Origin of the sequence: Pseudoalteromonas sp. MB41 (assembly GCF_020966275.1) — a bacterium.
GTDB classification, from domain to species: Bacteria; Pseudomonadota; Gammaproteobacteria; order Enterobacterales; family Alteromonadaceae; genus Pseudoalteromonas; species Pseudoalteromonas lipolytica.
Genome location: NZ_JAJJZF010000007.1, coordinates 86,054 through 111,597 on the forward strand (window position 1 = coordinate 86,054; position 25,544 = coordinate 111,597).

At 42.5% G+C, this 25,544-nt stretch carries 32 protein-coding genes and 1 tRNA gene; 25 read left to right on the forward strand and 8 right to left on the reverse strand.

What is annotated here, in order from left to right; translation table 11 throughout:
* Positions 1–88: 88 nt before the first annotated feature.
* The 3 genes from LPA49_RS09450 to coaBC form a co-directional block, all read right to left on the reverse strand.
* On the reverse strand, positions 89–2,851 hold the full coding sequence (locus tag LPA49_RS09450; RefSeq protein ID WP_180311132.1) for a S9 family peptidase: 2,763 nt from the start codon (positions 2,849–2,851) through the stop codon (positions 89–91).
* Positions 2,852–3,067: 216 nt separating this feature from the next.
* A complete protein-coding gene (gene slmA, locus LPA49_RS09455) occupies positions 3,068–3,655 on the reverse strand; it encodes a nucleoid occlusion factor SlmA (protein ID WP_036973120.1) in 588 nt (195 codons plus the stop codon).
* Between the two features lie 112 nt (positions 3,656–3,767).
* Complete coding sequence (coaBC, locus tag LPA49_RS09460; protein WP_180311131.1) at positions 3,768–4,961, reverse strand: bifunctional phosphopantothenoylcysteine decarboxylase/phosphopantothenate--cysteine ligase CoaBC; 1,194 nt, start codon at positions 4,959–4,961, stop codon at positions 3,768–3,770.
* Between the two features lie 143 nt (positions 4,962–5,104).
* Between coaBC and radC the strand changes: the two genes are divergently transcribed.
* From radC to alr, 17 genes are all read left to right on the forward strand, one after another.
* A complete protein-coding gene (gene radC, locus LPA49_RS09465; RefSeq protein WP_036973117.1) occupies positions 5,105–5,779 on the forward strand; it encodes a DNA repair protein RadC in 675 nt (224 codons plus the stop codon).
* A 274-nt stretch (positions 5,780–6,053) separates the two neighbouring features.
* On the forward strand, positions 6,054–6,290 hold the full coding sequence (gene rpmB, locus LPA49_RS09470; protein ID WP_036973115.1) for a 50S ribosomal protein L28: 237 nt from the start codon (positions 6,054–6,056) through the stop codon (positions 6,288–6,290).
* 11 nt (positions 6,291–6,301) lie between these two features.
* Positions 6,302–6,457: a 50S ribosomal protein L33 gene (gene rpmG, locus LPA49_RS09475; RefSeq protein WP_022946036.1), complete on the forward strand. Its 156-nt coding sequence runs from the start codon at positions 6,302–6,304 to the stop codon at positions 6,455–6,457.
* Positions 6,458–6,701: 244 nt separating this feature from the next.
* A complete protein-coding gene (gene rpsF / locus LPA49_RS09480; RefSeq protein WP_036973113.1) occupies positions 6,702–7,043 on the forward strand; it encodes a 30S ribosomal protein S6 in 342 nt (113 codons plus the stop codon).
* A 67-nt stretch (positions 7,044–7,110) separates the two neighbouring features.
* The gene (gene priB / locus LPA49_RS09485; protein ID WP_036973732.1) at positions 7,111–7,413 is read left to right on the forward strand and encodes a primosomal replication protein N; all 303 of its coding nucleotides are present in this window, start codon (positions 7,111–7,113) and stop codon (positions 7,411–7,413) included.
* 12 nt (positions 7,414–7,425) lie between these two features.
* The gene (gene rpsR / locus LPA49_RS09490; RefSeq protein ID WP_002962753.1) at positions 7,426–7,653 is read left to right on the forward strand and encodes a 30S ribosomal protein S18; all 228 of its coding nucleotides are present in this window, start codon (positions 7,426–7,428) and stop codon (positions 7,651–7,653) included.
* A 35-nt stretch (positions 7,654–7,688) separates the two neighbouring features.
* Positions 7,689–8,141, forward strand: a complete 453-nt coding sequence (gene rplI / locus LPA49_RS09495; RefSeq protein WP_036973111.1) for a 50S ribosomal protein L9 — start codon at positions 7,689–7,691, stop codon at positions 8,139–8,141.
* 325 nt (positions 8,142–8,466) lie between these two features.
* Positions 8,467–8,889 (forward strand): type IV pilin protein, encoded by a 423-nt coding sequence (locus LPA49_RS09500; RefSeq protein ID WP_180311130.1) that lies wholly within the window; start codon positions 8,467–8,469, stop codon positions 8,887–8,889.
* 5 nt (positions 8,890–8,894) lie between these two features.
* Positions 8,895–9,347, forward strand: a complete 453-nt coding sequence (locus tag LPA49_RS09505; protein WP_180311129.1) for a GspH/FimT family pseudopilin — start codon at positions 8,895–8,897, stop codon at positions 9,345–9,347.
* Entirely contained in the window at positions 9,344–9,742 is a 399-nt protein-coding gene (locus tag LPA49_RS09510) for a prepilin-type N-terminal cleavage/methylation domain-containing protein (protein WP_180311128.1), read from the forward strand. The genes LPA49_RS09505 and LPA49_RS09510 overlap by 4 nt, the downstream gene beginning before the upstream one ends.
* Positions 9,742–10,266 (forward strand): prepilin-type N-terminal cleavage/methylation domain-containing protein, encoded by a 525-nt coding sequence (locus LPA49_RS09515; protein WP_118844648.1) that lies wholly within the window; start codon positions 9,742–9,744, stop codon positions 10,264–10,266. Before LPA49_RS09510 ends, LPA49_RS09515 begins: the two co-directional genes overlap by 1 nt.
* Entirely contained in the window at positions 10,259–11,995 is a 1,737-nt protein-coding gene (locus LPA49_RS09520) for a polymer-forming cytoskeletal protein (RefSeq protein ID WP_230236440.1), read from the forward strand. Before LPA49_RS09515 ends, LPA49_RS09520 begins: the two co-directional genes overlap by 8 nt.
* A 125-nt stretch (positions 11,996–12,120) precedes the next feature.
* On the forward strand, positions 12,121–12,672 hold the full coding sequence (locus LPA49_RS09525) for an RNA polymerase sigma factor (RefSeq protein WP_036973104.1): 552 nt from the start codon (positions 12,121–12,123) through the stop codon (positions 12,670–12,672).
* A complete protein-coding gene (locus tag LPA49_RS09530; protein ID WP_083202712.1) occupies positions 12,659–13,147 on the forward strand; it encodes a hypothetical protein in 489 nt (162 codons plus the stop codon). Before LPA49_RS09525 ends, LPA49_RS09530 begins: the two co-directional genes overlap by 14 nt.
* Positions 13,148–13,158: 11 nt before the next feature.
* Positions 13,159–14,100: a DUF4097 family beta strand repeat-containing protein gene (locus LPA49_RS09535; protein WP_036973102.1), complete on the forward strand. Its 942-nt coding sequence runs from the start codon at positions 13,159–13,161 to the stop codon at positions 14,098–14,100.
* A gap of 159 nt (positions 14,101–14,259) precedes the next feature.
* Positions 14,260–15,639: a replicative DNA helicase gene (dnaB, locus tag LPA49_RS09540; protein WP_036973100.1), complete on the forward strand. Its 1,380-nt coding sequence runs from the start codon at positions 14,260–14,262 to the stop codon at positions 15,637–15,639.
* Positions 15,639–16,718, forward strand: a complete 1,080-nt coding sequence (gene alr / locus LPA49_RS09545; protein WP_074989353.1) for an alanine racemase — start codon at positions 15,639–15,641, stop codon at positions 16,716–16,718. Before dnaB ends, alr begins: the two co-directional genes overlap by 1 nt.
* A 9-nt stretch (positions 16,719–16,727) precedes the next feature.
* On the opposite strand, the gene LPA49_RS09550 is transcribed toward alr, so the two are convergent.
* Positions 16,728–16,967: a DUF2960 domain-containing protein gene (locus tag LPA49_RS09550; RefSeq protein WP_036973096.1), complete on the reverse strand. Its 240-nt coding sequence runs from the start codon at positions 16,965–16,967 to the stop codon at positions 16,728–16,730.
* A 114-nt stretch (positions 16,968–17,081) separates the two neighbouring features.
* On the opposite strand from LPA49_RS09550, the gene LPA49_RS09555 reads away from it, so the two are divergent.
* Genes LPA49_RS09555 through LPA49_RS09565 form a run of 3 tightly spaced genes read left to right on the forward strand, consistent with a single transcriptional unit; the run spans position 17,082 to position 18,793 of the window.
* The gene (locus LPA49_RS09555; RefSeq protein WP_036973093.1) at positions 17,082–17,339 is read left to right on the forward strand and encodes a YkoF family thiamine/hydroxymethylpyrimidine-binding protein; all 258 of its coding nucleotides are present in this window, start codon (positions 17,082–17,084) and stop codon (positions 17,337–17,339) included.
* Between the two features lie 23 nt (positions 17,340–17,362).
* On the forward strand, positions 17,363–17,986 hold the full coding sequence (gene pnuC / locus LPA49_RS09560; protein ID WP_180311126.1) for a nicotinamide riboside transporter PnuC: 624 nt from the start codon (positions 17,363–17,365) through the stop codon (positions 17,984–17,986).
* On the forward strand, positions 17,987–18,793 hold the full coding sequence (locus LPA49_RS09565) for a phosphotransferase family protein (protein WP_180311125.1): 807 nt from the start codon (positions 17,987–17,989) through the stop codon (positions 18,791–18,793). It begins immediately after the preceding gene.
* Here the strand turns inward: LPA49_RS09565 and LPA49_RS09570 are convergent.
* Positions 18,790–18,972, reverse strand: a complete 183-nt coding sequence (locus tag LPA49_RS09570) for a hypothetical protein (protein WP_036973088.1) — start codon at positions 18,970–18,972, stop codon at positions 18,790–18,792. The two genes, LPA49_RS09565 and LPA49_RS09570, sit on opposite strands and share 4 nt — an antisense overlap.
* A gap of 198 nt (positions 18,973–19,170) precedes the next feature.
* Here LPA49_RS09570 and LPA49_RS09575 point away from each other — a divergent pair.
* Together LPA49_RS09575 and LPA49_RS09580 are read left to right on the forward strand one after the other, a co-directional pair.
* Positions 19,171–19,245: transfer RNA gene (locus LPA49_RS09575), tRNA-Arg, on the forward strand.
* Between the two features lie 64 nt (positions 19,246–19,309).
* Positions 19,310–19,531 (forward strand): Rho-binding antiterminator, encoded by a 222-nt coding sequence (locus LPA49_RS09580; RefSeq protein WP_180311124.1) that lies wholly within the window; start codon positions 19,310–19,312, stop codon positions 19,529–19,531.
* Positions 19,532–19,538: 7 nt separating this feature from the next.
* Here the strand turns inward: LPA49_RS09580 and LPA49_RS09585 are convergent, their stop codons facing one another.
* Positions 19,539–20,510: a zinc transporter ZntB gene (locus LPA49_RS09585; RefSeq protein ID WP_074989354.1), complete on the reverse strand. Its 972-nt coding sequence runs from the start codon at positions 20,508–20,510 to the stop codon at positions 19,539–19,541.
* A gap of 160 nt (positions 20,511–20,670) precedes the next feature.
* On the opposite strand from LPA49_RS09585, the gene LPA49_RS09590 reads away from it, so the two are divergent.
* The 3 genes from LPA49_RS09590 to LPA49_RS09600 are packed head-to-tail and all read left to right on the forward strand — an operon-like array spanning position 20,671 to position 23,143.
* Positions 20,671–21,093, forward strand: a complete 423-nt coding sequence (locus LPA49_RS09590) for an ATP-dependent zinc protease (RefSeq protein ID WP_036973081.1) — start codon at positions 20,671–20,673, stop codon at positions 21,091–21,093.
* A gap of 52 nt (positions 21,094–21,145) precedes the next feature.
* On the forward strand, positions 21,146–22,051 hold the full coding sequence (rimK, locus tag LPA49_RS09595; protein WP_036973079.1) for a 30S ribosomal protein S6--L-glutamate ligase: 906 nt from the start codon (positions 21,146–21,148) through the stop codon (positions 22,049–22,051).
* Positions 22,052–22,084: 33 nt separating this feature from the next.
* Positions 22,085–23,143: a succinylglutamate desuccinylase/aspartoacylase family protein gene (locus LPA49_RS09600; protein ID WP_036973078.1), complete on the forward strand. Its 1,059-nt coding sequence runs from the start codon at positions 22,085–22,087 to the stop codon at positions 23,141–23,143.
* 45 nt (positions 23,144–23,188) lie between these two features.
* Here LPA49_RS09600 and LPA49_RS09605 read toward each other — a convergent pair whose 3' ends face one another.
* Both LPA49_RS09605 and LPA49_RS09610 read right to left on the reverse strand, forming a co-directional pair.
* A complete protein-coding gene (locus LPA49_RS09605) occupies positions 23,189–23,749 on the reverse strand; it encodes a mechanosensitive ion channel domain-containing protein (protein ID WP_036973077.1) in 561 nt (186 codons plus the stop codon).
* A 64-nt stretch (positions 23,750–23,813) separates the two neighbouring features.
* Positions 23,814–25,529, reverse strand: coding sequence for a BamA/TamA family outer membrane protein (locus tag LPA49_RS09610; protein ID WP_230236442.1), 1,716 nt, complete (start codon positions 25,527–25,529; stop codon positions 23,814–23,816).
* Positions 25,530–25,544: the final 15 nt, after the last annotated feature.

The window sequence follows — 25,544 nt, forward strand, 5'->3', positions numbered from 1 at the left end:
ATAGATGGAATGATTGATTTTATAGAACAAAGCCAGCAACAATGCTGGCTCTGGAAGGGGGAAGATAAGCTGATATTCAGCTTATTGTTTATTCTTCAATAAAGGGTACGCCGTTTTTGATCCACTCAGCGGCGGGTTTACCTTTTAGATAATGGTCAAAGTATTCCATCATGCGAATTGAAAAATCCACCTGATTAGGGAATTTCTTCAAGTGATGTGGCTCGCCTTCATACTGTAAGAACGTAGCATCTTTACCTGCACGACGCAGTGCCAAATAGTACTGTACGCCTTCGTGCCAGGGCACGGCGTCATCTTTGTCACCAAACATAATTAAAATAGGTGTGTTTACTTTATCTGCAAAGAATACCGGTGAGTTCTCGATGTAAAGTTCAGGTGCTTCAAATAATGTTTTACCAATGCGGCTTTGCCCCGTTTCGTATTGGAACTGACGCGCAAGACCTGATTTTAAGCGAATACCGCTGTAAGCACTGGTCATGTTAGATACAGGTGCACCCGATACAACCGCCTTAAACATATCTGTTTGGGTGATCATAAAGGCGCTTTGGTAGCCTGCCCATGAGTGACCTTGTAAACCAATTTTATTAGGATCGGCAATGCCTAAATCAATCAGCTTTTGAGTCGCGTTGATCATGGTTTGAGTCGATGATTTACCTGGGTGACCAATTTCAAAGCGGATATCCGGTAAGAAAATGGCGTAACCATTCGAAGTAAACATAGGGAAGTTAGGGCGATGATTTAACTCCATTTTCGGGAAGTCATACATGCGCTGGCTCATATAGCGATAGAAGTACACAACGACGGGCACTTTGTCGCCTTTTTTGTAGCCTGCCGGCTTGATTAGAACACCTTGTAAGTCTTCACCATCAAAGCCTTTATAGCTAATAAGTTCAGGTTTTTCGCCCCAAGCAAAGTTGCTAATTTGCGGGTTTAGGTTCGTCACACGCTGTGGGTTTTTGAAGCTAAAATCTGCTTGGTAGTAATCAGGGAATTGTTGGTACGTTTGCGCAGTAAAGAGGTATTTGTCGGCATTTTTAGCTTTTTTCACCACATCATAGCGCTTTTTACCCGACAGTACTTTGCTTACTTTATTGCTTGTTAAGTCAAGCTTAGCGATTTCGGTTTGCTTATCTTGTAAGTTAGTTGCGCTTAGTAATAATGTGTCGTCTTTAGCAAAGCCAACGTGGTCTTTATCAAGTTTAATAACACGATATTGGGTATTTGTTTCTTTACCTTGTGTTAAGCGCGTTGCCTTTTGTGTTGCGACATCAAAAGCCCAAATATCAAATTTGCTGTAAACCAGTACTTGGCTGCTGTCGTTTAACCAGCCTGCAAAACCATAACCCGGTTGAGGTGATGGGTAGTCATGCTTATCATCGGCAAAAATAGCGTTAATTGCCTTAGATAACGTCGAAACTTTGTTGTTACCTAGGTCTTTTAGCTGAACGTGGCTGTCTTTAAAAAATGCCGCGTATTGACCATTTGGCGCAAGGCTGGGTCTAAAGGGGTAGTCACTGACGATAGGTGTTTGTTTACCTGTTTTAACGTCAACACTGAAGTAATCAGCAAAGAAACCACCATACATAACACGCTCTAAATACGGCAGGTCTGAGTAGCCTAAAAGCGCGTCACGATTAGTGTTAAGTGATACCTCGGGCATATTGGGTGTACTTAATTGTACAACCTGTTTACCGTTTACGTGGTAAACCGCTTGGTAGTGACGAAGTTTGTTAGCCTCATTCCACTGTTGTTCTTCACGAGGTTTAATTTCAACGTCTTTATTGTGCCAAACATTTAAGCCTTTATGGTCGCGAATTGTATCGAAATCATATAAAGAGGCTTCGTCTGTATACTCTTTGGCTTTTACTTTATCAGCCAGTTTTGGGTGATTCTCGAAATATAGACGCTTACCGTCTTCAGACCATGTGAGTGAGGCTGTTTTACCGATAGTCCAGCTGCTATCTGCAGAGTTAATGGTTGATAGAGCCCCGTTTTCTAAAAGCTGTAAGCTGTGGTCGCGACGTCTTGTATCATCGTTTACATAATTACCCACTAAAAGCGCTGCGGTATTGCTGTTAGGTTGCCATGCAATTTTGTTTGCAACCACACCTGGCTCATCAATTAATACACTGGTATTAAAACTATTTGTTAAGTCGACTAATACGATTTGGTTGTCGGCACCATCACTAAAGCTTTGGCTTACTAATAATTGCTCGCCAGTGCTGCTAATCGCATAGCTAAATACATTATTTATAGTGTGAGTGGTTTTGTCTTGAAGGTTAACAAGCACTAAATCAAAGCGTTTATCTTTTTTGTCTGGCTTGATTTCGCTGCTGTTTTCGTCTTTTTCTTGGTCGTCTTTGGTCTCAGTTTTATCTGCTTTTTGATCAAGACGGTAAGCAAGCCATACGCCATCATCTGATAACGCATAATCTTTTATATCGTTAAACGTTTGTTGTTCACCGTCTTTAGTATTTACTAAAACTAGGTTGTTTTTTAGCTCATCTTTTTTCTTGGTGGTTTCTTTTTCAAGTAGGGTTGGTACTTGTGTAAACGCGACCCAATTTGCCGCTTTATTAATAGTAGGGCGCGTACCGCGTTCAACGGTGCTTAGTAAGGCATTGTTATTGAGCGTGTATACTTGGCCTTGTGCATTGCCGCGATAAGGGTCTGCACTCAAGGTTAAGATACGGCCATCTTCAGACAGTTGTGTGCCTTTTGCGTATTTAAAATCAAATACGTCTTTAAATTGCAGGGCTTCTTTAGCACTGACTTGTGTGCTGCCTAGGCTAGTCACCAAGGCTAAGCTCAAAAGTGATAATTGCGCTTTCATTTACCTTTCTCATTGTTTTTAAGTTTATGCCCCAGTGTAGCGTTTTTAATAAACAATTCGAGTAGATACGATAAGTTGCCAGTTTCCTAAGGTGGGTTAAAGTTATTAGTTACGTGAAACGCGCTACGAGAAATGAGCTACGAGGACTCGCTTATGGGGGACAATCAAAAGGTGGGGGATTAAGCGCGATATGACATCGCGCTTATAAAGCTTGTTTTACAACCAGATTTTTTGTAATTCTGGCCATTGCTTTTCAAATTGTGAGCTTGGCTTCGCTTTAAAGTCGCTACGCACGAATTGATTCATCTTACCTTCGACATAGGCAAGTAAGAAATTGGCTAACGTGGTTTCGTCTGATTGAAATGCTTTGCCTTCACGTAGTTTTCGCTCACGCAATACTTGCTTAAATTGTGTTTCAAGTTTTTCGAATAAGCCTTGCACTCGTTCGCGTAAACGCTCTTGCTCACCTTGCAGGGCATCGCCGGTTAATATGCGAGTAATTCCTGGGTTTTTCTCAGCAAAGGCTAATAATAACAGCAAGATATTATAAACACGGGTTTGGCTTTCTTTCTCATTTTCTAATATGAGGTTAATGCGTGATAACAGCGTATCTTCAATAAATTCTATTAGGCCTTCAAACATCCGTGCTTTACTCGGAAAATGACGATATAACGCAGCTTCAGACACGCCCACTTCAGCCGCTAATTTTGCGGTGGTGATACGTTGACCTGGGCTGGTTTCTAACATTTGTGCGAGTGCTTGCAGAATCTGCTCTTTGCGATTACTTCTTTTTGTCGCAGGCATGACCATTCCTTTCTTATAATTTATTACTTGTGCTCAGTAGAGTCAGACAAGCCATTTTTTGTGCAAATGAGGCGCTTATGTTAATGTTTTATTCAGCTTCTTTCCAGCATTTTTACAAACGCTTGGCAAGCTCAGTCATTACGCTCATCGCGAGATCCTTTTTACTCCCCATGGCTAAATCTAGCTGCTCATTATGCCAGAACAGTGTTAAAGCATTATGATCAGAATTAAAGCCAAGACCTTCTTTTGACACATCATTCGCGCAGATCATGTCGAGGTTTTTGTTTTTTAATTTACCTTGGGCGTAGCTAGCCACATCTTGCGTTTCTGCTGCAAAGCCAACAGTGTAAGGGCGGTTTTTACTAAGCCCTGCCACGTTTGCGATCACATCAGGGTTTTTGACTAAAGTGAGCGTGATTTCGTCACCTTGTTTTTTCATTTTTTGATCTTGAATTGCGGCTGCGCGGTAATCGGCGACGGCAGCACACCCAATAAAAGCATCAGACTGCACCGCAAGTTCCATCGACGCAGTTAAAAGTTGCTCAGCGCTTTCAATATTGGTGAGCTTTGCATTCGCGGGTGCTGTAATTGCGACGGGCCCTGAAATAAGGTTGACCTTAGCACCTAAAGCAAGCGCTGCTTCTGCAAGGGCATAACCCATTTTGCCTGAACTATGATTCGAAATATAACGCACAGGGTCGAGGGCTTCACGCGTGGGGCCAGCGGTAATTGTGATTGTTTTACCTGCCAATAATGGCTCAATGTCTGGTTGCGTACACAGCGCCACTAGTTCATGAGGCTCTAACATTCTTCCGGCACCTACATCACCACAGGCTTGCTCACCTTTACCGGGTCCCCAAATTGCGACGCCGCGATCTTTGAGAGTTCTAAGGTTTGCTTGAGTCGCTGGGTGAGCATACATTTGTTGGTTCATTGCAGGAGCAACCGCTACTTTAGCAGGTGTGGCTAACAATAACGTAGTCAGTAAATCATCGGCAATGCCCATCGCCATTTTCGCTAAGATATTGCTGGTTGCGGGGGCGACTAAAATCAGGTCAGCCCATTTGGCAAATTCAATGTGTCCCATTGCTGCTTCGGCTGCAGGGTCAAGTAATGAATCAGAGACAATTTCTCCACTCACAGCTTGCATTGTCAGTGGTGTTATAAAATGTTTGGCTGAGTCGGTCATGACCACTTTAACGTCGCAGCCGGCGTCTTTTAAACGACGAACAAGTTCTGCACATTTATAGGCTGCAATGCCACCACTCATACCTAACAGGATTTTTTTATTAACTGATTTTGTCATTACGTGAAATTTTACCTTTGTCGATATGGGCTAACGATAGCAAATCTTTGCCGATTGCATGAAGTTTTCTTTTTTAAAGACAGGAAAAAACTGGATTTTATATTACAGTTTAATGACCAAAGTAATGTTTTTAGGGACAAATGATGCCATTAACGGATTTACCATTGGCAGAGAGACCACGTGAGAAGCTGCTTTTACAGGGAGCTAAAGCGCTTTCAGATGCTGAGTTATTAGCGATATTTTTACGTACTGGCGTGCCGGGCATGAACGCGGTTGAGTTGGCTGAGCATCTACTGCGTATAAATAGTACATTGCACAACTTGTTTAATGCCACAGAGCATGAGTTTTGTGCACAAAGGGGCCTAGGTGCTGCAAAGTATGTACAATTACAAGCCGTGTTAGAGCTGAGCCGGCGATACATGCTTGAGCAATGTCATAGAGAGGCTGTATTTAATTCGCCTCAATCGGTGTACGACTACCTAACAATTAAACTACGGGGGTTACAGCAAGAAGTGTTTATGGTGCTGTACTTAGACAGCCAAAACCAGTTGATTAAAGATGAAGTGCTATTTTATGGCACAATTAATGCCGCATCTGTTTATCCTCGCGAAGTGGTTAAAGCCGCATTAAGAAATAATGCAGCGGCACTTATTTTGGCTCATAACCACCCAAGTGGTGTGGCAGAACCCAGTCAAGCCGATAAGTTCATAACGCAAAAATTACAGCAAGCGCTGTCGTTGGTTGACATAAATGTGCTGGATCACATCATTGTGGGCGGTAAAAATTGTGTTTCTTTTGCCGAGCGAGGGCTTATATAAGGCTGTATGCCCGAGAGAGTGTGTTAAAAATGAGCAGTTTAGGCTGTTTTTAGAAATTAGTTTAATTTAAATGCAGTTTTTACTTTCCCTAAGGGCTTTCGATCATTATAATTAGCCGCTATCAAATTTACACATGAGCTGATTGGATAAGATCTGTTACTTGATCTTTGCCTGTATAAGCTGTATAAAGAGCGCCCTTCGATTTATCCCGGGGCACAAATACATGGCCTAAGGGAAAATTAAGCTCGAGCGAAGTTATTGGAGATATATAGACATGTCTAAAGTATGTCAAGTTACAGGTAAGCGTCCAGCGGTTGGTAACCACCGTTCACACGCGAGAAACGCGACTAAACGTCGTTTCCTACCTAACCTACAAACTCACCGTTTTTGGGTTGAAAGTGAAAAACGTTTTGTAACATTACGCACTACGACTAAAGGTATGCGTATTATCGATAAAAAAGGCATCGACGCGGTTCTTACAGAAATCCGTGCTCGTGGCGAAAAAGTTTAAGGAACTGAATCATGCGCGATAAGATCCGTTTAGTTTCAACTGCTGGTACTGGTTTTTTCTACACTACCGACAAGAACAAGCGTAACATGCCTGAAAAAATGGAAATCAAAAAATACGATCCTAAAGCTCGTAAACACGTGATTTTCAAAGAAGCTAAAATCAAGTAATTTTAGTTTTTCAGAATCTCAAAAACCCAGCCTCGGCTGGGTTTTTTGTTTTATGCTTAACTACCTTAGAAAATTAAGCTATTGCAAATATTTATAAGATTGCAACTTGGCTTGCTGTTTTATCTTGCTTAATTATCAATCTAAGCGTAAAATGCGCGCTCATTTCGGCTTATTAAATTTAATTCCTTGCCTTAAACCGACTGGCCGAAACGGTAGAAGGCTCTATTAACCGTAAGGAATATCCATGCGTCATTACGAAATCGTATTCATGGTTCACCCTGATCAGAGTGAGCAAGTACCTGGTATGATCGAACGTTATACTGGTTCTATCACTGAAGCTGGTGGTACTATCCACCGTCTTGAAGACTGGGGCCGTCGTCAATTGGCTTACCCAATCGACAAGCTTCACAAAGCTCATTATGTTCTTATGAACGTTGAAGCACCTACTGAAGTAATCAGCGAGCTAGAAACTACTTTCCGCTACAACGATGCAGTGCTTCGTAACTTAGTTATGCGTACTAAAGACGCTGTAACTGAAGCATCTCCTCTTGCGAAAGAAGAGAAGAAAGAAGCACCAGCTGCTTAATCGTTTTGAGTCCAAGCATGGCGCTTGCAGTTGAGACACTAAGATGAGCCAACCGGTTAATCCTTTTATGAATCAGCTGACGTTATCTGGGGTTGTATGTAAAACCCCAAAATATAGTCAAAGCCCTGCTGGTATACCGCATTGTATTTTTGTTCTTGAACATAAATCGATGCAAGTTGAAGCAGACCTTAACCGTAATAGTTATGTCAGGCTTCAAGTTGTTGCCAGTGGCACGCCAATGCAACAACAGACTCAACAATTGCACGTTGGGCAACAAGTGCAAGTGACGGGTTTTTTAAACCGACACGAAGGCCGAAATGGTTTAAGCCAATTGGTCTTGCATGCTCAGCATATAGAAAGAATTTTTTGAGGAATTAAACTCATGGCACGTTATTTCAGACGTCGTAAGTTCTGCCGCTTTAAAGCGGAAGGCGTACAACAAATCGATTATAAAGATCTAGCTACTCTTAGAAACTATGTTACAGAAAGTGGCAAAATCGTACCTAGCCGTATCACAGGTACTAGCGCTAAATATCAGCGTCAGCTAGCAACTGCTATCAAGCGTGCTCGCTACTTAGCCCTTCTTCCATACACTGACTTACATAAGTAAGCAGCGGATTAACAGTTTTTAAAAGGTGTAGAGACATGCAAGTTATTCTACTAGACAAGATCGCAAACCTAGGTGGCCTAGGTGACCAGGTTGTAGTTAAATCTGGCTTCGCACGTAACTTCCTTTTCCCACAAGGTAAGGCAGTTCCTGCAACTAAAGCTAACATCGAAACTTTCGAAGCACGTCGTGCTGAGTTAGAAGCTAAGATCGCTGAAGATCTAGCTGCTGCTCAAGCTCGCGCTGACAAGTTAGAAGCATTAGCTGAAGTTACACTAGTTTCTAAAGCTGGTGACGAAGGCAAGTTATTCGGTTCTATCGGTACTCGCGACATCGCTGAAGCTATTTCAGCTGTTGGCGTTGAAGTTGCAAAATCAGAAGTTCGTTTACCTCTAGGTACTATCCGTGAGACTGGCGAATTTGACGTTGCAATCGCAGTACACTCAGACGTTACGGCTACTATCAAAGTAATCGTTATCGCTGAAGCTTAATAGCAATATTAAGTAGAAAAAAAGCCGTGCTTTATTAAGCGCGGCTTTTTTGTATCTAAATTTTACTTACTTACTTACTTACTTACTACCTTACTTACTACATTACGACTCTTTTTGCTTTGCTTTCCTGTCAATAGTTGTGCTATTTGCATTAATGTTTGATGGAATGGGGTTTTGTTTACCTATTTTAAACACAAACAGTCTTTTGTCTTAATTTTTTATTTTTAGTTAGTATAATCAGGCTAGTTAGTTAGAATTGGTTAAATTGACAGCGACAGCGCTGTCATTTATAGTGGTTTCATAAAAAAGTTGTAAGGAATGAAAGTTGAAGGAGACATTATCATCGGGAAAACACCGTGGTTTTACACTTGTTGAAATACTGATCGTTATCGCTATTTTAGGTATTTTATATAGCGTAGCGTTACCTGTTTATACCGAACAAATGCAACGCAGTCGCCGTGCCGACATACAACAAGAGTTATTGCAATATAGCGCGAGTCTTGAGCGTATTTATTCAAGAAATGGTGGTTACCCTAACGCATTTACGGCACAAAATACTGATTTTTATACTTTCACTTACACCCCTACAGATAAAGTCGCCGGTGCAATCAGTGACTTTAAAAACCGTGGTTATAGTTTAAAAGCATCACCAAAGTCTGGTTCGGCGCAAGCAAGTGATCGTTGTGGTGATCTCACTGTGAAACATGATGGCAGTTACACCGCCTCAGAGAATGATTGTTGGGAGTAGTTGAAGTGCGACGAAAGGCCGGATTTACACTGATAGAATTAATGGTCGTACTGGTTATTATTGGTATTATGGCTAGTCTTGCTTTCCCGTCATTTAGCCAGCAAATCTTGCAAGATCGCGTTGTAACGACCGCAAATCAACTAAATAGTGTCTATAAATATGCGCGCAGTGAAGCAGTAAAGCGTGAGCGAAAAATTAACTTAGTCGTTAATAATAACCGCTGGCAGGTAACGCTAAATGAAGCGGGCGTGGCTACGGTTCTTAAAGAATTTAGTGTAACCAAATCTGGCATAACGGTTGATTTAGCGGCCTTGACCGTGAGTGCCAGTGGCGAGGTTAACCAGCAAGCGCAAATAGATATTAAAGACAATCACAGCAACACCACTGACTATGTAATGTGTGTACTAAAAAGTGGCCAAAACTGGTTAGTTGAAAGTTCAGAGCGACGATGTGCATGATTAAGCAGCAAGGTTTTTCATTACTAGAAGTCATGATATCTGTGGTAATCGCTGGAATTGCTTTATTAGGGTTGGCTGCTGCTCAACTTAAATCGCTTCAGTATGCTACTAACAGTTTTCATTACACGGTGTCGCTTATTCAAGGTCAAAACAGCATAGAGCGACTTTGGCCGCATATTTGTGATATTCAAAAAACCAACCCCGGCTTATTTCAAGATGCGACCTTTAGAGCGAGTCTTTCTCCACAGGTTAGTGACTACGAACTAATTCTGCCTGCTGTATACAATAATGACATGCAAATTAATGTTAGTTGGGTCGATAAACGCATGACTGATAATGCTGAGAACCAGATCAGTTTGAATGCGAGTTTCCCTGATTTGTCGGCGGTGTGTTAATGATAAAACATACAAAAGGGTTTAGCTTAGTCGAGTTAATGGTGGCGCTGGCTGCTGGAGCATTTTTACTTGCTGGGATTAGTTTGTCTTACTCAGCGATTAAAGGCACGATTCAGGTGAGCAAAGAGCTCGAAAATGCACAAGAGGTGCTTCGTTACACGAGTAAAGTGTTTAATCGCAGCATTAAGCAAACTCAAATAACCCCGGTTATTAGTGCTGATAAAAGCATGATAACCATCACTCAGCCTGCTGGTGTCATTGCCTGTGATGGTCAAGTTACCGCAGTGCAAGTTACTGAAGTTTATAGCTTAAACGATAATAACTTAATGTGCTCACTGAATGGCGCGGCTGCGGAGCGTTTGTTAACAGGGGTCGAGAGCTTATCGTTTGATATCGCGGGTGAATTAGTGACGGTGAGTGTGAAACCAGAGCAATTACCTGGGCAATTCGGCAATGGTATAAATATCGATATTGCGCTCACAAACACAATCTTACTGAAGGCATATGGTGGTGGCAGTGTTTAATAAGCAACATGGTTTTACCTTAATTACAGTGCTGATTTTAACGAGCATGGCCAGTCTTGTGGTGCTGAGCTCACTGCGTGAAAATATTGTGCAAGAACGTTTGAGCGGTAATTTTCAGAAAAAGTTAAACAGCCGTTTGCTAGCCGAAAAAGGGGTGTTTGAGCAAGCTAAACTATTGCAACAAACACTGAATCGTGAAGGCGTATTAGCGGTTGATGATTTAATTAATAAAACGAATTTAGCGTCTGGTACCGGCATTATTGCGAGTGATGCTACCTTTAGTGCAACCCTTACTAAAAACCCTGATGGCGAGCTTGAAATTGCCAGCCTAGGGCAGCGCTTTGAAGGCGATGCACAGAGTAATTTAGTCGCACGCTTTGGCATTCAAGGTGCTAAAGGCAGCTCGGTATTTACTAATGCGATGGTTGGCTGTAAAGGGGTTAATTTGTCGGGCAGTGGAAGTATCGACAGTTATGATTCAAGCCAAGGTACTTACGAAGAAACTAAATCGGACGACGGTGATGTATCAACTATTGCCGGTGACTCTGATGTTGTGCTTTCAGGGCACTCGCCAATTAGAGGTGATGTAAAAGCCAGTGGTGTAATTTACTTAAACGGGTCATCGCCCATTATAGGTAATATTCACTCCAATACTGGGGTGTATATTTCTCCAGGTAGTGGTCTGCGAGTCGATGGAAATGTGTATACCCGGGGCTACTATAAACACCGAGGTGGCCGCATTTCAGGTGTAGTAAGAGCAAATGGTGATGCCACAATGCAATGGTCTACTTACATTGATAATACTCAAGGTGAGACCCTCGATATCATGTATGGCGGTATTGGTGACTTTAAAGACACCTACAATAATCAGCAAGATGGCGTACATTACAGTAATAGTAAATTTAATATAAACCCGAATGTTGAACCCGTCACTGTAGCCGACCCCACGGCACCTGATTACGATCCGAGTAACCCTGATACCAACTGTGACCCTTTAATTTTGCCCGAAAAAATGACTGACATAATGGCTGGTATCACTGGGTATGATTCTATTTCGGTTGGGCCTACTCAACTATTTAAGTTTAATACTGAACAAGGGTTTCACAGCAATGGTGGCAGCCAAATTATTGTGCCGACCTTAGCTGATGTATTTTTGTTTGATAAGAAGATTCAAAATCAATCTCATGGGAACCATTCTAAAGAGTATGTATTTGCTTTAGATGGTTTGAAAATGACCAGTGATGGTAAAATGGAAGTCTCAGGGGGCGATGTCATCTTATTGATAGATGGTGATTTTTCAATGGGGGGTGATACCACCCTGACGATCAAAAAAGACAGCAGTCTTACCGTATTAATAACGGGAAAAGTTAATATTGGTGCAGGTGCTAAAGTGATCACTGAACAAGAAGGATTAACGACCAGTGGGCATCCATCGCTGTCGTTTTACTCGTCATTTAACGGTGTGAATGGTGTGCAATTTAGTGGCGCTGCAAACTTGTATGCTGCAATTTATGCGCCGCTTACCACGGTAAAATTGTCGGGAAGTGGCGAGCTATTTGGCAGTGTTCGTGGTGCGGTGATCACTTCAACAGGCGGCAGTGGGGCGCACTATGATGCGGGTCTACTTAAAGTACAAAATGGGGGGAAACCGTCAACCCCTTCACGGATTGTGTTTTTAGGCTGGAGCTACAAAACACCGCCACAGAGTGAACCGAGCCCCGCACAATAATGACCTAATTCGAGCAAGATGATACTTGCTCGAAAAAATATTTAGTTTCATTTAAACCTTTTGAATCCCTCCTTACGTCTAATACACTAAATTCACAACAATAATCATAAAGGACAACATCCAGGATGTTGATAGATGCAGAGCAAGCGTTTGCACAGCAAAGTGAGCACACCTTGATTGAGCGCGTAAAAAGCGGCGATCAAGTTGCCTATGCAGCACTTTATGAGTTGCATGTGAAACGTGTTTACAGCCTTTGTTTGCGACTTATTGCAGATAAAGAGCACGCCGAAGATGCAACACAAGAAGTGTTTGTACAGTTGTGGCACAAAATCGCCAATTTTGATGGGCGCTCACAGTTTACGACCTGGTTACACAGCGTTACGAGTAATATTGCGATTAGCTATATTCGTAAACATAAAAACTGGTTACAGAAAGTCGTGAGCTTTGAGCAAAGTGGCATGGATGAACAAAGTGCAGCGGACTGTCAGGGTTTAAATGGCCTTGATAAATTAGTACTCAGATTGCCCGAACGAGCGCGTATGGTGTTTGTACTCCATGCAATTGAAGGCTATCGCCATGAAGAAATAGCCAGCATGCTTGATATGGCCGTTGGTTCAAGTAAATCGCAGTTTCACCGTGCAAGGCAGTTATTAAAAGAGTGGTATGAAAATGAGTAAGCCAGATTTTGAACAGTTTTTAAATGACTCGCTTAATCAACCTAAGCAAGATATCGGCCCAGATAAAAACTTATGGCCGGGTATTGAGCGTGCAATTGCTCACCCTACAGAGCAACAAGCTGAACAGTCACGTTTTACGTGGAATAAGCTTGCAGCCGTTGCTGCATGCTGTGTTGCGGCACTGCTTAGCGTGCAATTGTTTGTTGCTCAGACCGAGCCGAATACGATGATAGCCATGAGTGATTATTTTACGAAGCAAAAACAGGGCTTGTTGGTGCAATATCAGAATCAACCTGCACTTACCGACAATTGGCAGCAGCAGCTTAAAGAATTAGAAGAAGCAGAGAGTGCCATTAAGCAAGCACTGGAAAATGAACCTGAAAATCCTGCGTTATTACAAATGCTGTCGCAGGTTTATCAGCAACAACTTGATTTAATTAATAAGGTGCATGCACCTAAGTGGCAAACGATTTAGGAGTGATAACCATGAAACTACTCGCATTAACATTAGGATTACTACCACTGATGGCAATGGCAGGACAAACAATCAATGAACAGGTTGATATACCTGCGAATAAGCGCATTTTTATTGAAAACCAACGTGGTGATGTGCGTATTGAAGGGTGGGATAAACCGGTGTTAAAAATCGAAGGTGAATTAGATGATAAAGCCGACGGTTATCGTTTAGATGTGGAAGGAAGCCGCGTCGAATTTATTGTCAAAATGCCACGTAACATAAGTGGCTGGAACAAAGGCGACGGTTCACGTTTAACGATTTATATGCCAAAAAGCAGTGAGCTCGAATTTGCTGGGGTGAATGTGACTGTCAGTGCCAAAGAGCTGGCAGCAGGCGCCGACATTGATACTGTGAACGGTGATATAACGGTGCAGGATATTAGCGGTAACATGAGTTTTGAAACGGTAAATGGTGATGTCAATGCGATTGACCTAAACGGTGATATTCGTTTTGAAACGGTGAATGGTGAAATTAATGATAAAAACTCACAAGGTACGCTGCGTTTTACAGCAGTAAATGGCGATATCAAGTCAAAAACCAAAGCCGAAGATGTGCGTCTTGAAAATGTAAACGGTAATATCGACTTTGCATTTGATGCAATTAAAAAGCTACGTATCAATACGGTGAACGGCGAAGCCGAAGTGCATATTAATAAATTACTCACCGGTGCAAATGTGCGCTTTGAATCTGTCAGTGGAGATGCGGAGTTTTACTTCCCGGCTGACGTATCAGCCCAGTTTGAAATAGAAGCACATGCAAATGGCAAAATTGTTAATGAGCTAAGTGATGATAAAGCTATAAAAGCGAAGTATGGGCCATCGAGTGATCTTGAGTTTAGTGTCAATGGCGGGAACGCTGATATTGAAATGGATACCATTAGTGGTCGCATAGAACTGCGCAAACAAAAATAATCACGAAGGTGAGCGTCATTAATCTAAGCACTGAGTAATATGTCTAGTTACCAAGGTTTAGCTTAATTACAATAAAGCGGGAAGATTTCCCGCTTTTCTATTTGCACAGCCTTTGCAAGTCGATAGAATAGAGCCATTCAATTTAAGTTTTGTGAAGATATGGCTAAACCAGATAAGCAAGTCGATACGTTAAAAGTTCCTCCCCATTCAATTGAAGCTGAGCAATCTGTTTTAGGTGGTTTAATGCTTGATAATCAAGCGTTTGACCGTGTTGCTGAGTTGGTTGTCTCGCAGGATTTTTATACCCGCACACATAAGTTGATTTTTGAAGCGATGGTGAGTCTTGCAGAGGCAGGCGACCCGATTGATTTGATCACCATTTCTGAAAGCTTAGAAAAAAATAATCAGCTGAGCAATGTGGGTGGCTTTGCTTACCTTGCTGAAATCGCAAAAAATACTCCCAGTGCTGCCAACATCGACGCATACGCAAATATCGTTCGTGAACGTGCTGTTATTCGTGAAATGATTGGTGTTGCAAACGAAATCGCCGAAGCGGGCTTTAGTCCAGAAGGACGCACAAGCCATGATTTGCTCGATTTTGCAGAAAGTAAAGTATTCAAAATTGCCGAGCAACGTACTAAAAGCACCGAAGGTCCACAAAGCTTACACAGCATTCTAGAAAAAACGGTTGATAAGATTGAAGAGTTATATCAATCGCCACAAGATGGTGTAACGGGTGTAAGTACAGGGTATGCCGATCTAGATAAAATGACCGCGGGTATGCAGCCTTCAGATCTGATTATTGTTGCTGCACGTCCATCAATGGGTAAAACCACGTTTGCGATGAACTTAGCTGAACATGCGGCAATGACGCAAGACAAACCCGTGCTGATCTACTCACTAGAGATGCCGTCAGAACAAATTATGATGAGGATGCTTGCCTCACTCGGTCGTATTAACCAAACGAAAGTACGTACAGGCCAATTAGATGATGATGATTGGGCTCGCCTCTCTTCAACCATGGGCTTATTGATGGAAAAAGGGAAGATGTATGTTGACGATGCATCGGGCCTTACACCGACCGATGTACGTTCGCGTGCACGTCGTATCGCACGCGATCATGGCGGTATTAGTATGATCATGGTCGACTACTTGCAGCTAATGCGCGTTCCGAGCTTATCTGATAACCGTACCTTAGAGATTGCCGAAATCTCGCGTTCATTAAAAGCCCTTGCCAAAGAGCTACAATGCCCTGTAATTGCCCTGTCGCAGCTTAACCGTACGCTAGAGCAACGTGCTGATAAACGCCCAATCAACTCTGACTTACGTGAATCAGGCTCAATCGAGCAGGATGCCGACTTAATCATGTTTATTTATCGTGATGAAGTGTATAACGAAGACAGTGCCGAGAAAGGGGTCGCTGAAATCATAATCGGTAAGCAACGTAATGGTCCTATCGGTAAAGTGCGTCTTACGTTCCAAGGTCAATTCTCACGTTTTGATAACTACGCGGGCCCAGCTATGGATGACGAATATTAATGCGCTTAGCCATCGCCGAAATTAATCTAAAAGCACTGGCTAATAACTTAGCGCAAGTGAAGCACTTTGCGCCCAATTGCAAGGTGATGGCGGTGTTAAAGGCCAATGCATATGGCCACGGTTTGGTTAAAATTGCCCAGCACCTAAGTGCCGCTGATGCATTTGCAGTGGCACGTATTGATGAAGCATTAGCGCTGCGGGCGGGAGGTTTAACAAAACCAATCGTTTTACTTGAAGGCTTTTTTCATCAAGACGATTTACCTATTTTGCTCGCGAATAACTTTCAGACCATTATTCATGATGAAAATCAATTGGCTGCACTTGAAAGTGCCACGTTGGATGCACCGATAGCGTGTTGGTTAAAAATTAATACAGGGATGCACCGTTTAGGGATTGCACCATCACAATTTGAATCGTTTTATCATCGTTTAAAAGCAAGTGACAATGCACGTGATGATATTAAATTAATGACGCATTTTTCGTGTGCTGATGATGTAAACGATGAGAAAACCACCCAGCAAATAGCGTTATTTGATTCATTAACAGATGGCAAAGCTCAGCAGCACTGTTTAGCAAACTCAGCGGGTATTTTAGCATGGCCGCATGGGCATGGTGATTGGGTTCGCCCAGGGTTAATGCTTTATGGTGTCTCGCCGATGCTAAATGGCGTGGGTAAAGAACACGGTTTAGCGCCAGTGATGCGTTTAACAACACGCGTCATTGCGATTCGCGATGTTGATGCGCATCAATGTGTTGGTTACGGAGGCCGTTGGTGCAGTGATAAGCCAACCAAGCTTGCGGTTGTCGCGATGGGATATGGTGATGGCTATCCTCGCCATGCACGACAAGGCACACCGGTGATCATTAAATCACAACGCTATGGTATTGTCGGCACCGTCGCGATGGATATGATAACAGTTGATATTGGCGATAATGGCGACAATATTCAAGTGGGTGACGAAGTAATCATGTGGGGCCCAGAGCTGCCTGTCGAAGAAATAGCGCAGTGTGCTAGTACCATACCTTACGAGCTACTGTGTAATATTACTCCGCGAGTCAGCTATGAGTATCAAGAGTAACGAGGCACGTTACTCTTTAATAAAATAGATGTCGCTAAAGCCCATTTTTGCAAACTCTTGGTCACGAAAATTACGCACTGCCGCAGAGCCTTTTGAGGTCATTTCTATTTGTTGTTCCATCTTTAAATAATTGCTTAAGTCAATTCCCTCAGCTGCCGCAATGGCGTGGTACATGTCGCGGTACTTGTCTTTAGAAAAGTTGATTTCGCGAGGTTGGTTTTTAAATGTGTATGTAATGCGGCGTGCCATAATGACTCCTCTTAATTTATAGGGCTGATTTTACACTAAATACGAGCCTTAGCCATGACTTGTCGCTATAAGCGGGTTACAATGCGACACTGTTAAAAAACTCGGTAGCTTAAAATGAAACTTTCTGTAGAGATTAGTAAATACCCACTTCATCAAGATTACATTCCATTTATTAAAGGCTTTATTGACCGCGTAAACAGCTATGATGGCCTTAAAGTGATTACTAATACGCTATCTACACAAATTTTTGGTGATTACGACTTAGTCATGTCTGTACTTAACACTGAAATTAAGCGCTCTTATGAAGAGTTTGGTAAAGCAATTTTTGTTTGTAAATTTTTACACGGTGATTTGTCGCCAAGCGATGATTAAGTAATCGATAACGACGGCGTGATATGGAATTTTTAACCGAAACTTTCTCTGGCTTTACGGCAATGTCGCACTGGGAATATATTGCAGTGGCGTTGTCGATGGCGTACTTGTTGCTCGCGATTAAAGAGAGCTTATGGTGTTGGCCTGCCGCGTTTGCAAGCACCTTTATTTACACCGTAATGTACTGGAATGGCGCACTATTGATGGAGTCGCTGCTTAACTTATACTACATGTACATGGCTGTGTATGGGTGGGTAATTTGGCGACGAGGTTTAAACCATAAAGACCGGTTGCCGATTGTTTCGTGGTCATTAAAAAAGCATGTCGTGATCTTATTTACTACCTCATTAGCCTCGGTGGTGATTGGTTTCATCATGACCAATTACACGCATGCAGATTTTGCATATTTAGACAGCTTTACCACCTCTTTTGCTGTGGTTACAACCTACCTTGTCGCCAAAAAAGTTCTTGAAAATTGGCTATACTGGATTGTTATAGATGCGGCTTCCATGTATTTGTACTTTGAAAAAGGGTATTACCCGACCTTGGTGCTGTTTGTGTTTTATACCATTATGGCAGCGTGGGGGTTTAAAACCTGGTATGAAGAGTATGAGCAACATCAAGCTAAGCCATTAGCTCAACTTTAAATGAAAACAGAACAACAAATAAACGCGCTATTTTCGCGTTTTGATCCCGCGTTAACGATTACGTCAATCAGTCCATTGGTTGAAGGGTTAAGTAACGATAATTACTTAGTAAAAACAGCGACCAATAGCTATTTGGTAAAACATTATCGCGACCATTGGCCTGCACTAGGCTTGGCTGCTCAAACACATTTTGCTAAACAAAGTTGCTGCCCAGCGCCTCTTTGGCTAGAACAAGCCACAGACACGGCTATTTTCGATTATGTTGAAGGTCGTATTGCCAGCGGCGATTTTTGTGACAGTTTACTGCCAGATTTAGTCAATCTGCACCAGTATCCCTTGCTCACAGAGCCAATGGACATCGCTTATGAAATTAATTGTTATCAACACACCACTCGCTACCAACAGCATCTTACATTAATAGAAGAGTCACTCGCTTATATTGCTAGTGCACCAAAAGATATGGGCTTTTGCCATAATGATTTGGTTAAAGAAAATATCATTGTGAATAATAGCGGTATGTTTTTAATCGACTTCGAATATGCCAAAAGTAATGATGTTTATTTTGACTTGGCAGCCTTAGTGGTCAGTTTTCAGCTGAATACTGAACAACAGCAAGCTTTGCTTGAACAATACCGAACACTTATATCAGCCCACCACGAATTTACCCTTTCGCTCAACAAGCTGGCGGCATTTCAGGGGCTATTTTTATTATTGTGTATTTGTTGGTACGAGCAACGAGGGGCAATGGATAAAGTGGCGCCACTGCTTGTGCAGCTTCACCACTTCATTAAACAGCAAAAACGCTAAAGGCCACCAATTCGCTCGGCAAGCTCTTTGTATTTTTTTACATCATCGTGTTCGAACAAAGGCTCACCTTTGTCATCTTGTGATTTCGAGATCAGTAAATGTTCGCGAGCAAGTCGTTTCACGCGTTCTACTTTTACACCTAAAAATTCTGCAACTTGCTCTGTTGACATTAAACTCATGATCAAATTCCCACCTTGTTATTAATTTTATAAGTATACGTTAATACCGTGGTTCTGCCTTAATGTGAAGTGTTTTAATGAAAATTGCTGAATTTATAAGCATGTAAGTGTTCAATGCTAGCATTTATAGCAAGATGCCATTATCATTGCCGGGTTGTCATGCTGATATCGCGAGTTGGTACTGACAACGACAAATGTGCTCTCGTGGTGAAATGGATATCACGTGGCCCTCCGGAGGCTGAGTTGCAGGTTCGATCCCTGCCGAGAGCGCCATTTGCTCCTTCTTTTGTTATTTTCTACACTGTTTATATCCTTTTTATTTTCATGATTTTAAAACATGACTTATCAACCCATTGCATGTGGTGATTACGACCAATTCGAATTGTGGTGTATGCACTCAACAGAATTACAGATTACATTGCACTCAGGCGAGCAAGTAAATGGCAAAGCGATTAACTTACAGATTATAAGTCCTGAAGGTGAGCACTTAATTTTGAGCACAAAAAAAGGCGAACACGCCGTTCGCCTTGATTTAATCAAATCTGCTGAGCCACGCTAAGGTAGGCTTATAACCACTTTTTATTCTTAAAGTAGATACCAATACCAACGGTAAGGACCACTAAGAAGATTAAAAATAGGCTAAATGCATACGGACTTTCCGTGCCCGGAATGCCGCCCACATTGACACCAAGTAAGCCCGTTAAGAAGCCTAATGGTAAAAACAATGCTGCAACGACCGACATCACATACATACGCTGATTCAGTTGTTCAGACACTTGGTTAGCAATAGTCTGTTGAATAATTTGTGCACGTTCAATTGAGCTGTCTAGCTCTTCTAAAAAGCGAATCAACATATTGGTTGTTTCGTTTAAACGGGCTTTGTCGTCTTCATCTAACCACTTGTATTTGTTGTTTAACAACGTAATAAGGGCCTCTTTTTGTGGCCTTAAATAGCGTTTTAGGGCGATGGTCTGACGGCGCATTTGTGCTAAAGCTTGGTTATCAAAACCTTTGCTTGGCTCATCAATTTCGTCTTCAAATATATCCAACGTGTCATCAAGGCTATCAATGACCCCTTGCATACGCGATGTAAGATTTTGTGCTAATTGACACACGAGCTCTGAAATTGAACATGGACCGTTACTGTCATCAAATGTTGCAACAACATCTTGCACTGAGAGTAAACGGCGTTTGCGGGTTGTGATAATAACGTTTTCGTTTATAAATAAGCGCAAAGACACCATGTCTTCAGGGCTTTGTGCGGGATTTAAATTAACGCCACGTAAAAAGAGCATCGAACCGTTGGTTACTTTTGTTAGGCGTGGACGCGTCTCATCCGCAATCAGGGATGCTAATTCATAGTCAGTCAGTAAATTACTGTCAGCAAGCCACTTTACAGCGTCAGCTTGGCTGTAATCCATATGAACCCAAAGTTTTCCATGTTCGGGTTGCCAATTCTCCAGCTCGGTACTATTGTCAATAGCACGTGCACCGCCTTGCTCGTCTAAAATTAAGACATGAAGTAACCCATTGATCATATTGAACTCTCATTTTACAAATAGTGCGATATAGTTGAGTATATACATTAGTATAGTCAAGACTATATTAATGAAATCGATTTATCGATGAGATGAATATATTTTGTTGGTGTTTCTAGCTCTGTAGCGTATAAGACACTTTTTTATAGAGGGCACATTAATGAGTGCAAAAATTATCGTTGGCTGGCGCGAATGGCTAAGCCTTCCTGATTTAGGAATTGATAAAATCAAAGCAAAAGTGGACACGGGGGCGCGTACATCGTGTATTCATGCTTTTGATATTGAAGAGTTTTCAGAAAATGGCGAAAACTGGGTGAAATTCACAACCCAGCCTCTGCAGGATGATGTGGATACTGTGGTCCACTGTCGTGCAAAAGTGATGGAGCGTAAGTATGTGACCAGTTCAAGTGGTCAAAGAGAGCTTCGTTACTTTATAGAAACAACGTTAGTCGCAGGAAGCCAAAGCTGGCCCGTTAGAGTGACTTTAAGTAACCGTTCAACAATGAAGTTTAGAATGTTGTTAGGGCGTACAGCAATGGAAAATCGCATAGTCGTCGATCCGGCTTTATCTCATTTATTATAAAAGGCGCTCATAGCACGCTCAGTGTGTGAGTTTGTCAGTAAAGGTTTTAACTATGAAACTTGGTATTTTATCTCGCAACCAAAACTTATATTCAACACGTCGCTTAATTGAAGCAGCTGAGCAACGTGGTCATGAAGTAAAAGTGATTGATGCATTGCGTTGTTATATGAACATTAATTCTGATCAACCAGAAATTCATTACCGCGGCGAAAATTTAAAAGATTTTGATGCTATTGTTCCGCGTATTGGCTCGTCAGTGACTTTCTATGGGTGTGCAGTATTACGTCAATTTGAAATGATGGGCGTGTTCCCTGTAAATGAATCAGTGGCTATTTCACGCTCTCGCGATAAATTACGTTCATTACAGCTATTATCGCGTAAAGGTGTAGGTATGCCTGTCACAGGGTTTGCAAGCAAGCCTGATGATGTTAAAGACTTACTAAGCATGGTTGGTGGTACACCGGTGGTTATTAAGTTACTAGAGGGTACACAAGGCATTGGTGTTGTGTTAGCCGAAACGCGCAAAGCGGCAGAAAGTGTAATCGAAGCTTTCATGGGCTTAAAAGCGAACATCATGGTGCAAGAGTACATCAAGGAAGCAGGCGGTGCAGACATTCGCTGTTTCGTTTTGGGCGATAAAGTAATCGCAGCGATGAAGCGTCAAGCACAAGAAGGTGAGTTCCGCTCTAACTTACACCGTGGCGGCAGTGCGACATTGGTTCGCATTACCCCTGAAGAAAGAAAAACAGCCGTTGCTGCAGCAAAAGCAATGGGCTTAAACGTAGCGGGCGTTGATTTACTTCGCTCAGCACGAGGACCATTGGTGATGGAAGTTAACTCATCGCCGGGTCTTGAAGGTATCGAAGTGGCTACGGGTAAAGATATTGCAGGCATGATTGTTGATTTTATTGAAAAAAATGCAGCAACGAAAAGAACTGCAACACGTGGTAAAGGCTAAGATTTACAAGCGCTCTAGTAAAAGGAAAAGTGCGTGGCAAAGGTTAAGAAAAATACTCCGTTTTCAATTTTAGGTGATACGGTTGGTGTGGGTGAACGTAAAACGTTTTCGATTGAAGCAGCAAAGCTTTATACCCACTCACCGCTTAATATTCCAATTGAAGTCGTTAATGGGGTCCAGCAAGGGCCTGTGTTAATGGTATGCGCGGCAATTCATGGTGATGAGCTCAATGGTGTTGAGGTTGTAAGGCAATTGCTCGCAAAAATTGAGCCTGAACAATTACGCGGCACAATTATAGCGGTGCCAATAGTGAATGTATTTGGCTTTATCCATAAGTCGCGTTATTTACCTGACCGTCGTGATATGAATCGCAGTTTTCCGGGTTCAACACGGGGGTCATTAGCTGGGCGAATGGCGAATGCCTTTTTCTCGCAGGTGGCAATGCACTGTACGCACATTATTGATTTGCACACTGGTGCGATTCATCGTACTAACTTACCGCAAATTAGGGCTAACTTAAGTGATCCTGATACCGCGGCTATGGCAAAAGCATTTGGTACACCAGCGGTGATAGACGCCTCATTACGCAATGGCTCTTTACGCAGTGAAGCGGCTAATTTAGGTATCCCAGTGATAACCTACGAAGCGGGTGAAGCGCTGCGATTCGACCCCATTGCGATTGCAGCCGGTGTGCAAGGCGTTGATTATGTTATGCGTCATTTAAAAATGGTGCGTGGTAAGCGGGCGAAAAAACTCCCAGAGCCGGTGATTGCAAGTTCAACAAGTTGGGTGCGTGCAGAGGTTGATGGTATTGTCCGTGCGCAAGTATCCCTTGGTGAGCGCGTCATGAAAGGGCAAGTGCTCGCTTATATCAGCAGTCCACTTGGTGATGCTGAGCTTGAGCTATTAGCGCCACGAAGTGGCATTGTAATTGGCCAGCAAACCATGCCGCTTGTAAATGAGGGCGATGCGGTATTCCATCTTGCTTACTTTGCGCATGCGAATAGCTTGGTAGAGCAACAGCTAGAAACCTTTATTGACGAAATAAGCGATATTGAAGACGAGCTTAAAACGGCTGAACTCAATAATTAGTTGCTGACATCGTCAATACATAAAATAAAAGCCGCATTTGCGGCTTTATTTTTTGGGTCCCAGAATACGCTTTGTTGATTGCGTTTTACTCGGAGTCGGGGCTTTATTGAGCACCATTACTGGGCGAGTAACAAAAATATTATTGGGGTAAATAACCTTGTGACCATCGACATGCTCAAGCACCACGTTCATCAAGCCCATTTCAATGATACGTCCCTCTAAAAAGTTCGCGCCATCGATGACACGTATCCAATAGCCCACACGACAGTCGTTTTGAATGAACATTAATAAAAAGGCGGTTAAATTACTCAATAACGACCACGCTGCGAATAGGGCGACACCTAACATAGCAAATAGTGATGAACCTAAAACTAATAAACCGCGCAGCTCAATGCCCCAAAATACTAACACTAGGCACAGCATTACAATGGCGAGAATAATATTTAGTAGCAGTTCTGCACGATAAACACGATGAGGATCTGCTTTACCTTTGATGGCTTTTAACAGCAGTTTCTTTGTGGTTTTTCTTAGTAATGGGTAAAGTAAAATCGCGATAATCGTCACGATTAAATGGTATTGCTCGTTAAAGAGTGTTTCGAAGTCCAAGGGGGATCCTACATTAATGTTAAGCGTCGAGATTTTAGCTCTTTACTAACCGAATAACACTATCTTAGAAAGTATTTTTAACGGTGACAAGCCATTGCACAGAATCAATGTCGCTGTCCTTTTTGTTGATTGGCGCAGCAATATCGAGGTGAATGACTGTTCCGGCATTTGCTCGACTGGGTGCTAACCGTAAGCCAACACCGATATTTTGCAGTACATTACCATTCGTGCCGTTATCTTTGTCGTTATACCAAGCGCGGCCGATGTCGTAAAAAGCCGCGCCACCGACTTTAAATAGTTGCAGTAAGTCATATTCCCAATAATAGCGTTTTTCGAGACTTACTAAAAAGCTACGATCGCCAATTTGATAATCAAGCGGGTAGCCACGTAAACCATTTTCGCCGCCAAGGGTGAGTTGTTTATCGGCTGTTAGGTTTTTGGCATATTGCAGGCGCACTTTGGCATACCAGCTTTGTTGTAAACTGGTATTCAAATAGTATTGTACTTGGCTACTGGTTATGAGATTTTCGACATCGCCTTGTTCTTCGTTCCAATAACCATCTATATCAGCTTTAAAGCGCCATAGCTGATTATCTCCGCTGTAATGGGCTTTTGACAGAGACAAAGAGTAAATAGTCCGGCTGGCATCATCGCTAAAATCTTTACTTGAATAACCCAGTAATGCTTGAATATTCCAGCCAAGATTTAGGTCTTCAGTACGATAAATACTGTCGAAATTTCTTACTTTTACATAATGGTCTTCGAACCATTGCGCACTGATGAACGGGTAACTTAGGCTGCGATCATCTGCGATAGGTAACTGGGTGGCAGCAATGGCTTTAAAGGTGTCTTCACGGTTTTCTATCCCTAAACTGATTCGTTGTGTCCAGCTTCGGGCAAGTTGACTTGAATGTCCAAAGTAAGCGCGATTGAGGGTGGTTTTTTGCTCGAACTCACTGACAACTTCGCCGCGATAATAAAGTGGCTCACGGCGCTGGTCTGAGTAACTGGTTGCACCGTAACTGTAAGGAGTATCAATTGAGTAGAATGGGTAACTAACATCGATGTAATGGCGTTTACCATCATCGTTATCTGAATATTCGAGTCGACCACGGTAGCGACTCGAAAAGATATTAGGGTCATCGTATACAAATAAATACCCGGTGCGGTCTGCATCGTGCGTACGCGAGAACGACACCCGTTTACCCCAGCCTAAAAAGTTTGATTCACGAAAGCCTATACTTGATTCGTTTTCACCGCCGCTGCGACTAAAGCTGATTTCGGGCAGCAAAGTCCACAAGTCACGCGTAACGACTTTAACATTCACGTTGCCGTCGCAATCGAGTTCAGCATGAATGCGTGCATCGTATAAATAACCTTGTTTACGCAAGAGTCGTTCTGATTCTAGTAACTTACGAGGTTGATAAATATCCCCCTCTGAAAACAGCAGTACACTGTGAATCACTTCGGGTTCGGTTGTCATATGAGCACGATTCGCAAAGCGAAATAACGCGTTGTTTTCTTCTTCAAGTGCGGTATTGAAGACATTGAGCTGTTCAAGCTTAATGGAAGTGATTTTGCGGTTATCGGCGGCTTCGGGGAGGGGATTGTCAGTATCGAGCTGGCGACGTAAGTTGTTGTCTTGCGTTTTAAGAGTGCGTTGGTTGTGACAGTAGTTATTATTGTCAGCGAGTACCTGCTCTGCATAGGCATGCGATGTTACGCTAAGTAACACCATTGGTAAAATCTGAGCAACAAAGTGCGACTGCTTAAATCCCATTTACACCCTTAGTTG

What these genes read in the sequence shown, in the direction of transcription:
- LPA49_RS09450 (WP_180311132.1), bottom strand. Translation starts at nt 2,851, where the DNA reads ATGAAAGCGCAATTATCACTTTTGAGCTTAGCCTTGGTGACTAGCCTA.
- slmA (WP_036973120.1), bottom strand. Translation starts at nt 3,655, where the DNA reads ATGCCTGCGACAAAAAGAAGTAATCGCAAAGAGCAGATTCTGCAAGCA.
- coaBC (WP_180311131.1), bottom strand. Translation starts at nt 4,961, where the DNA reads ATGACAAAATCAGTTAATAAAAAAATCCTGTTAGGTATGAGTGGTGGC.
- radC (WP_036973117.1), top strand. Translation starts at nt 5,105, where the DNA reads ATGCCATTAACGGATTTACCATTGGCAGAGAGACCACGTGAGAAGCTG.
- rpmB (WP_036973115.1), top strand. Translation starts at nt 6,054, where the DNA reads ATGTCTAAAGTATGTCAAGTTACAGGTAAGCGTCCAGCGGTTGGTAAC.
- rpmG (WP_022946036.1), top strand. Translation starts at nt 6,302, where the DNA reads ATGCGCGATAAGATCCGTTTAGTTTCAACTGCTGGTACTGGTTTTTTC.
- rpsF (WP_036973113.1), top strand. Translation starts at nt 6,702, where the DNA reads ATGCGTCATTACGAAATCGTATTCATGGTTCACCCTGATCAGAGTGAG.
- priB (WP_036973732.1), top strand. Translation starts at nt 7,111, where the DNA reads ATGAATCAGCTGACGTTATCTGGGGTTGTATGTAAAACCCCAAAATAT.
- rpsR (WP_002962753.1), top strand. Translation starts at nt 7,426, where the DNA reads ATGGCACGTTATTTCAGACGTCGTAAGTTCTGCCGCTTTAAAGCGGAA.
- rplI (WP_036973111.1), top strand. Translation starts at nt 7,689, where the DNA reads ATGCAAGTTATTCTACTAGACAAGATCGCAAACCTAGGTGGCCTAGGT.
- LPA49_RS09510 (WP_180311128.1), top strand. Translation starts at nt 9,344, where the DNA reads ATGATTAAGCAGCAAGGTTTTTCATTACTAGAAGTCATGATATCTGTG.
- LPA49_RS09515 (WP_118844648.1), top strand. Translation starts at nt 9,742, where the DNA reads ATGATAAAACATACAAAAGGGTTTAGCTTAGTCGAGTTAATGGTGGCG.
- LPA49_RS09525 (WP_036973104.1), top strand. Translation starts at nt 12,121, where the DNA reads ATGTTGATAGATGCAGAGCAAGCGTTTGCACAGCAAAGTGAGCACACC.
- LPA49_RS09530 (WP_083202712.1), top strand. Translation starts at nt 12,659, where the DNA reads ATGAAAATGAGTAAGCCAGATTTTGAACAGTTTTTAAATGACTCGCTT.
- LPA49_RS09535 (WP_036973102.1), top strand. Translation starts at nt 13,159, where the DNA reads ATGAAACTACTCGCATTAACATTAGGATTACTACCACTGATGGCAATG.
- dnaB (WP_036973100.1), top strand. Translation starts at nt 14,260, where the DNA reads ATGGCTAAACCAGATAAGCAAGTCGATACGTTAAAAGTTCCTCCCCAT.
- alr (WP_074989353.1), top strand. Translation starts at nt 15,639, where the DNA reads ATGCGCTTAGCCATCGCCGAAATTAATCTAAAAGCACTGGCTAATAAC.
- LPA49_RS09550 (WP_036973096.1), bottom strand. Translation starts at nt 16,967, where the DNA reads ATGGCACGCCGCATTACATACACATTTAAAAACCAACCTCGCGAAATC.
- LPA49_RS09555 (WP_036973093.1), top strand. Translation starts at nt 17,082, where the DNA reads ATGAAACTTTCTGTAGAGATTAGTAAATACCCACTTCATCAAGATTAC.
- pnuC (WP_180311126.1), top strand. Translation starts at nt 17,363, where the DNA reads ATGGAATTTTTAACCGAAACTTTCTCTGGCTTTACGGCAATGTCGCAC.
- LPA49_RS09565 (WP_180311125.1), top strand. Translation starts at nt 17,987, where the DNA reads ATGAAAACAGAACAACAAATAAACGCGCTATTTTCGCGTTTTGATCCC.
- LPA49_RS09570 (WP_036973088.1), bottom strand. Translation starts at nt 18,972, where the DNA reads ATGAGTTTAATGTCAACAGAGCAAGTTGCAGAATTTTTAGGTGTAAAA.
- LPA49_RS09580 (WP_180311124.1), top strand. Translation starts at nt 19,310, where the DNA reads ATGACTTATCAACCCATTGCATGTGGTGATTACGACCAATTCGAATTG.
- LPA49_RS09585 (WP_074989354.1), bottom strand. Translation starts at nt 20,510, where the DNA reads ATGATCAATGGGTTACTTCATGTCTTAATTTTAGACGAGCAAGGCGGT.
- LPA49_RS09590 (WP_036973081.1), top strand. Translation starts at nt 20,671, where the DNA reads ATGAGTGCAAAAATTATCGTTGGCTGGCGCGAATGGCTAAGCCTTCCT.
- rimK (WP_036973079.1), top strand. Translation starts at nt 21,146, where the DNA reads ATGAAACTTGGTATTTTATCTCGCAACCAAAACTTATATTCAACACGT.
- LPA49_RS09610 (WP_230236442.1), bottom strand. Translation starts at nt 25,529, where the DNA reads ATGGGATTTAAGCAGTCGCACTTTGTTGCTCAGATTTTACCAATGGTG.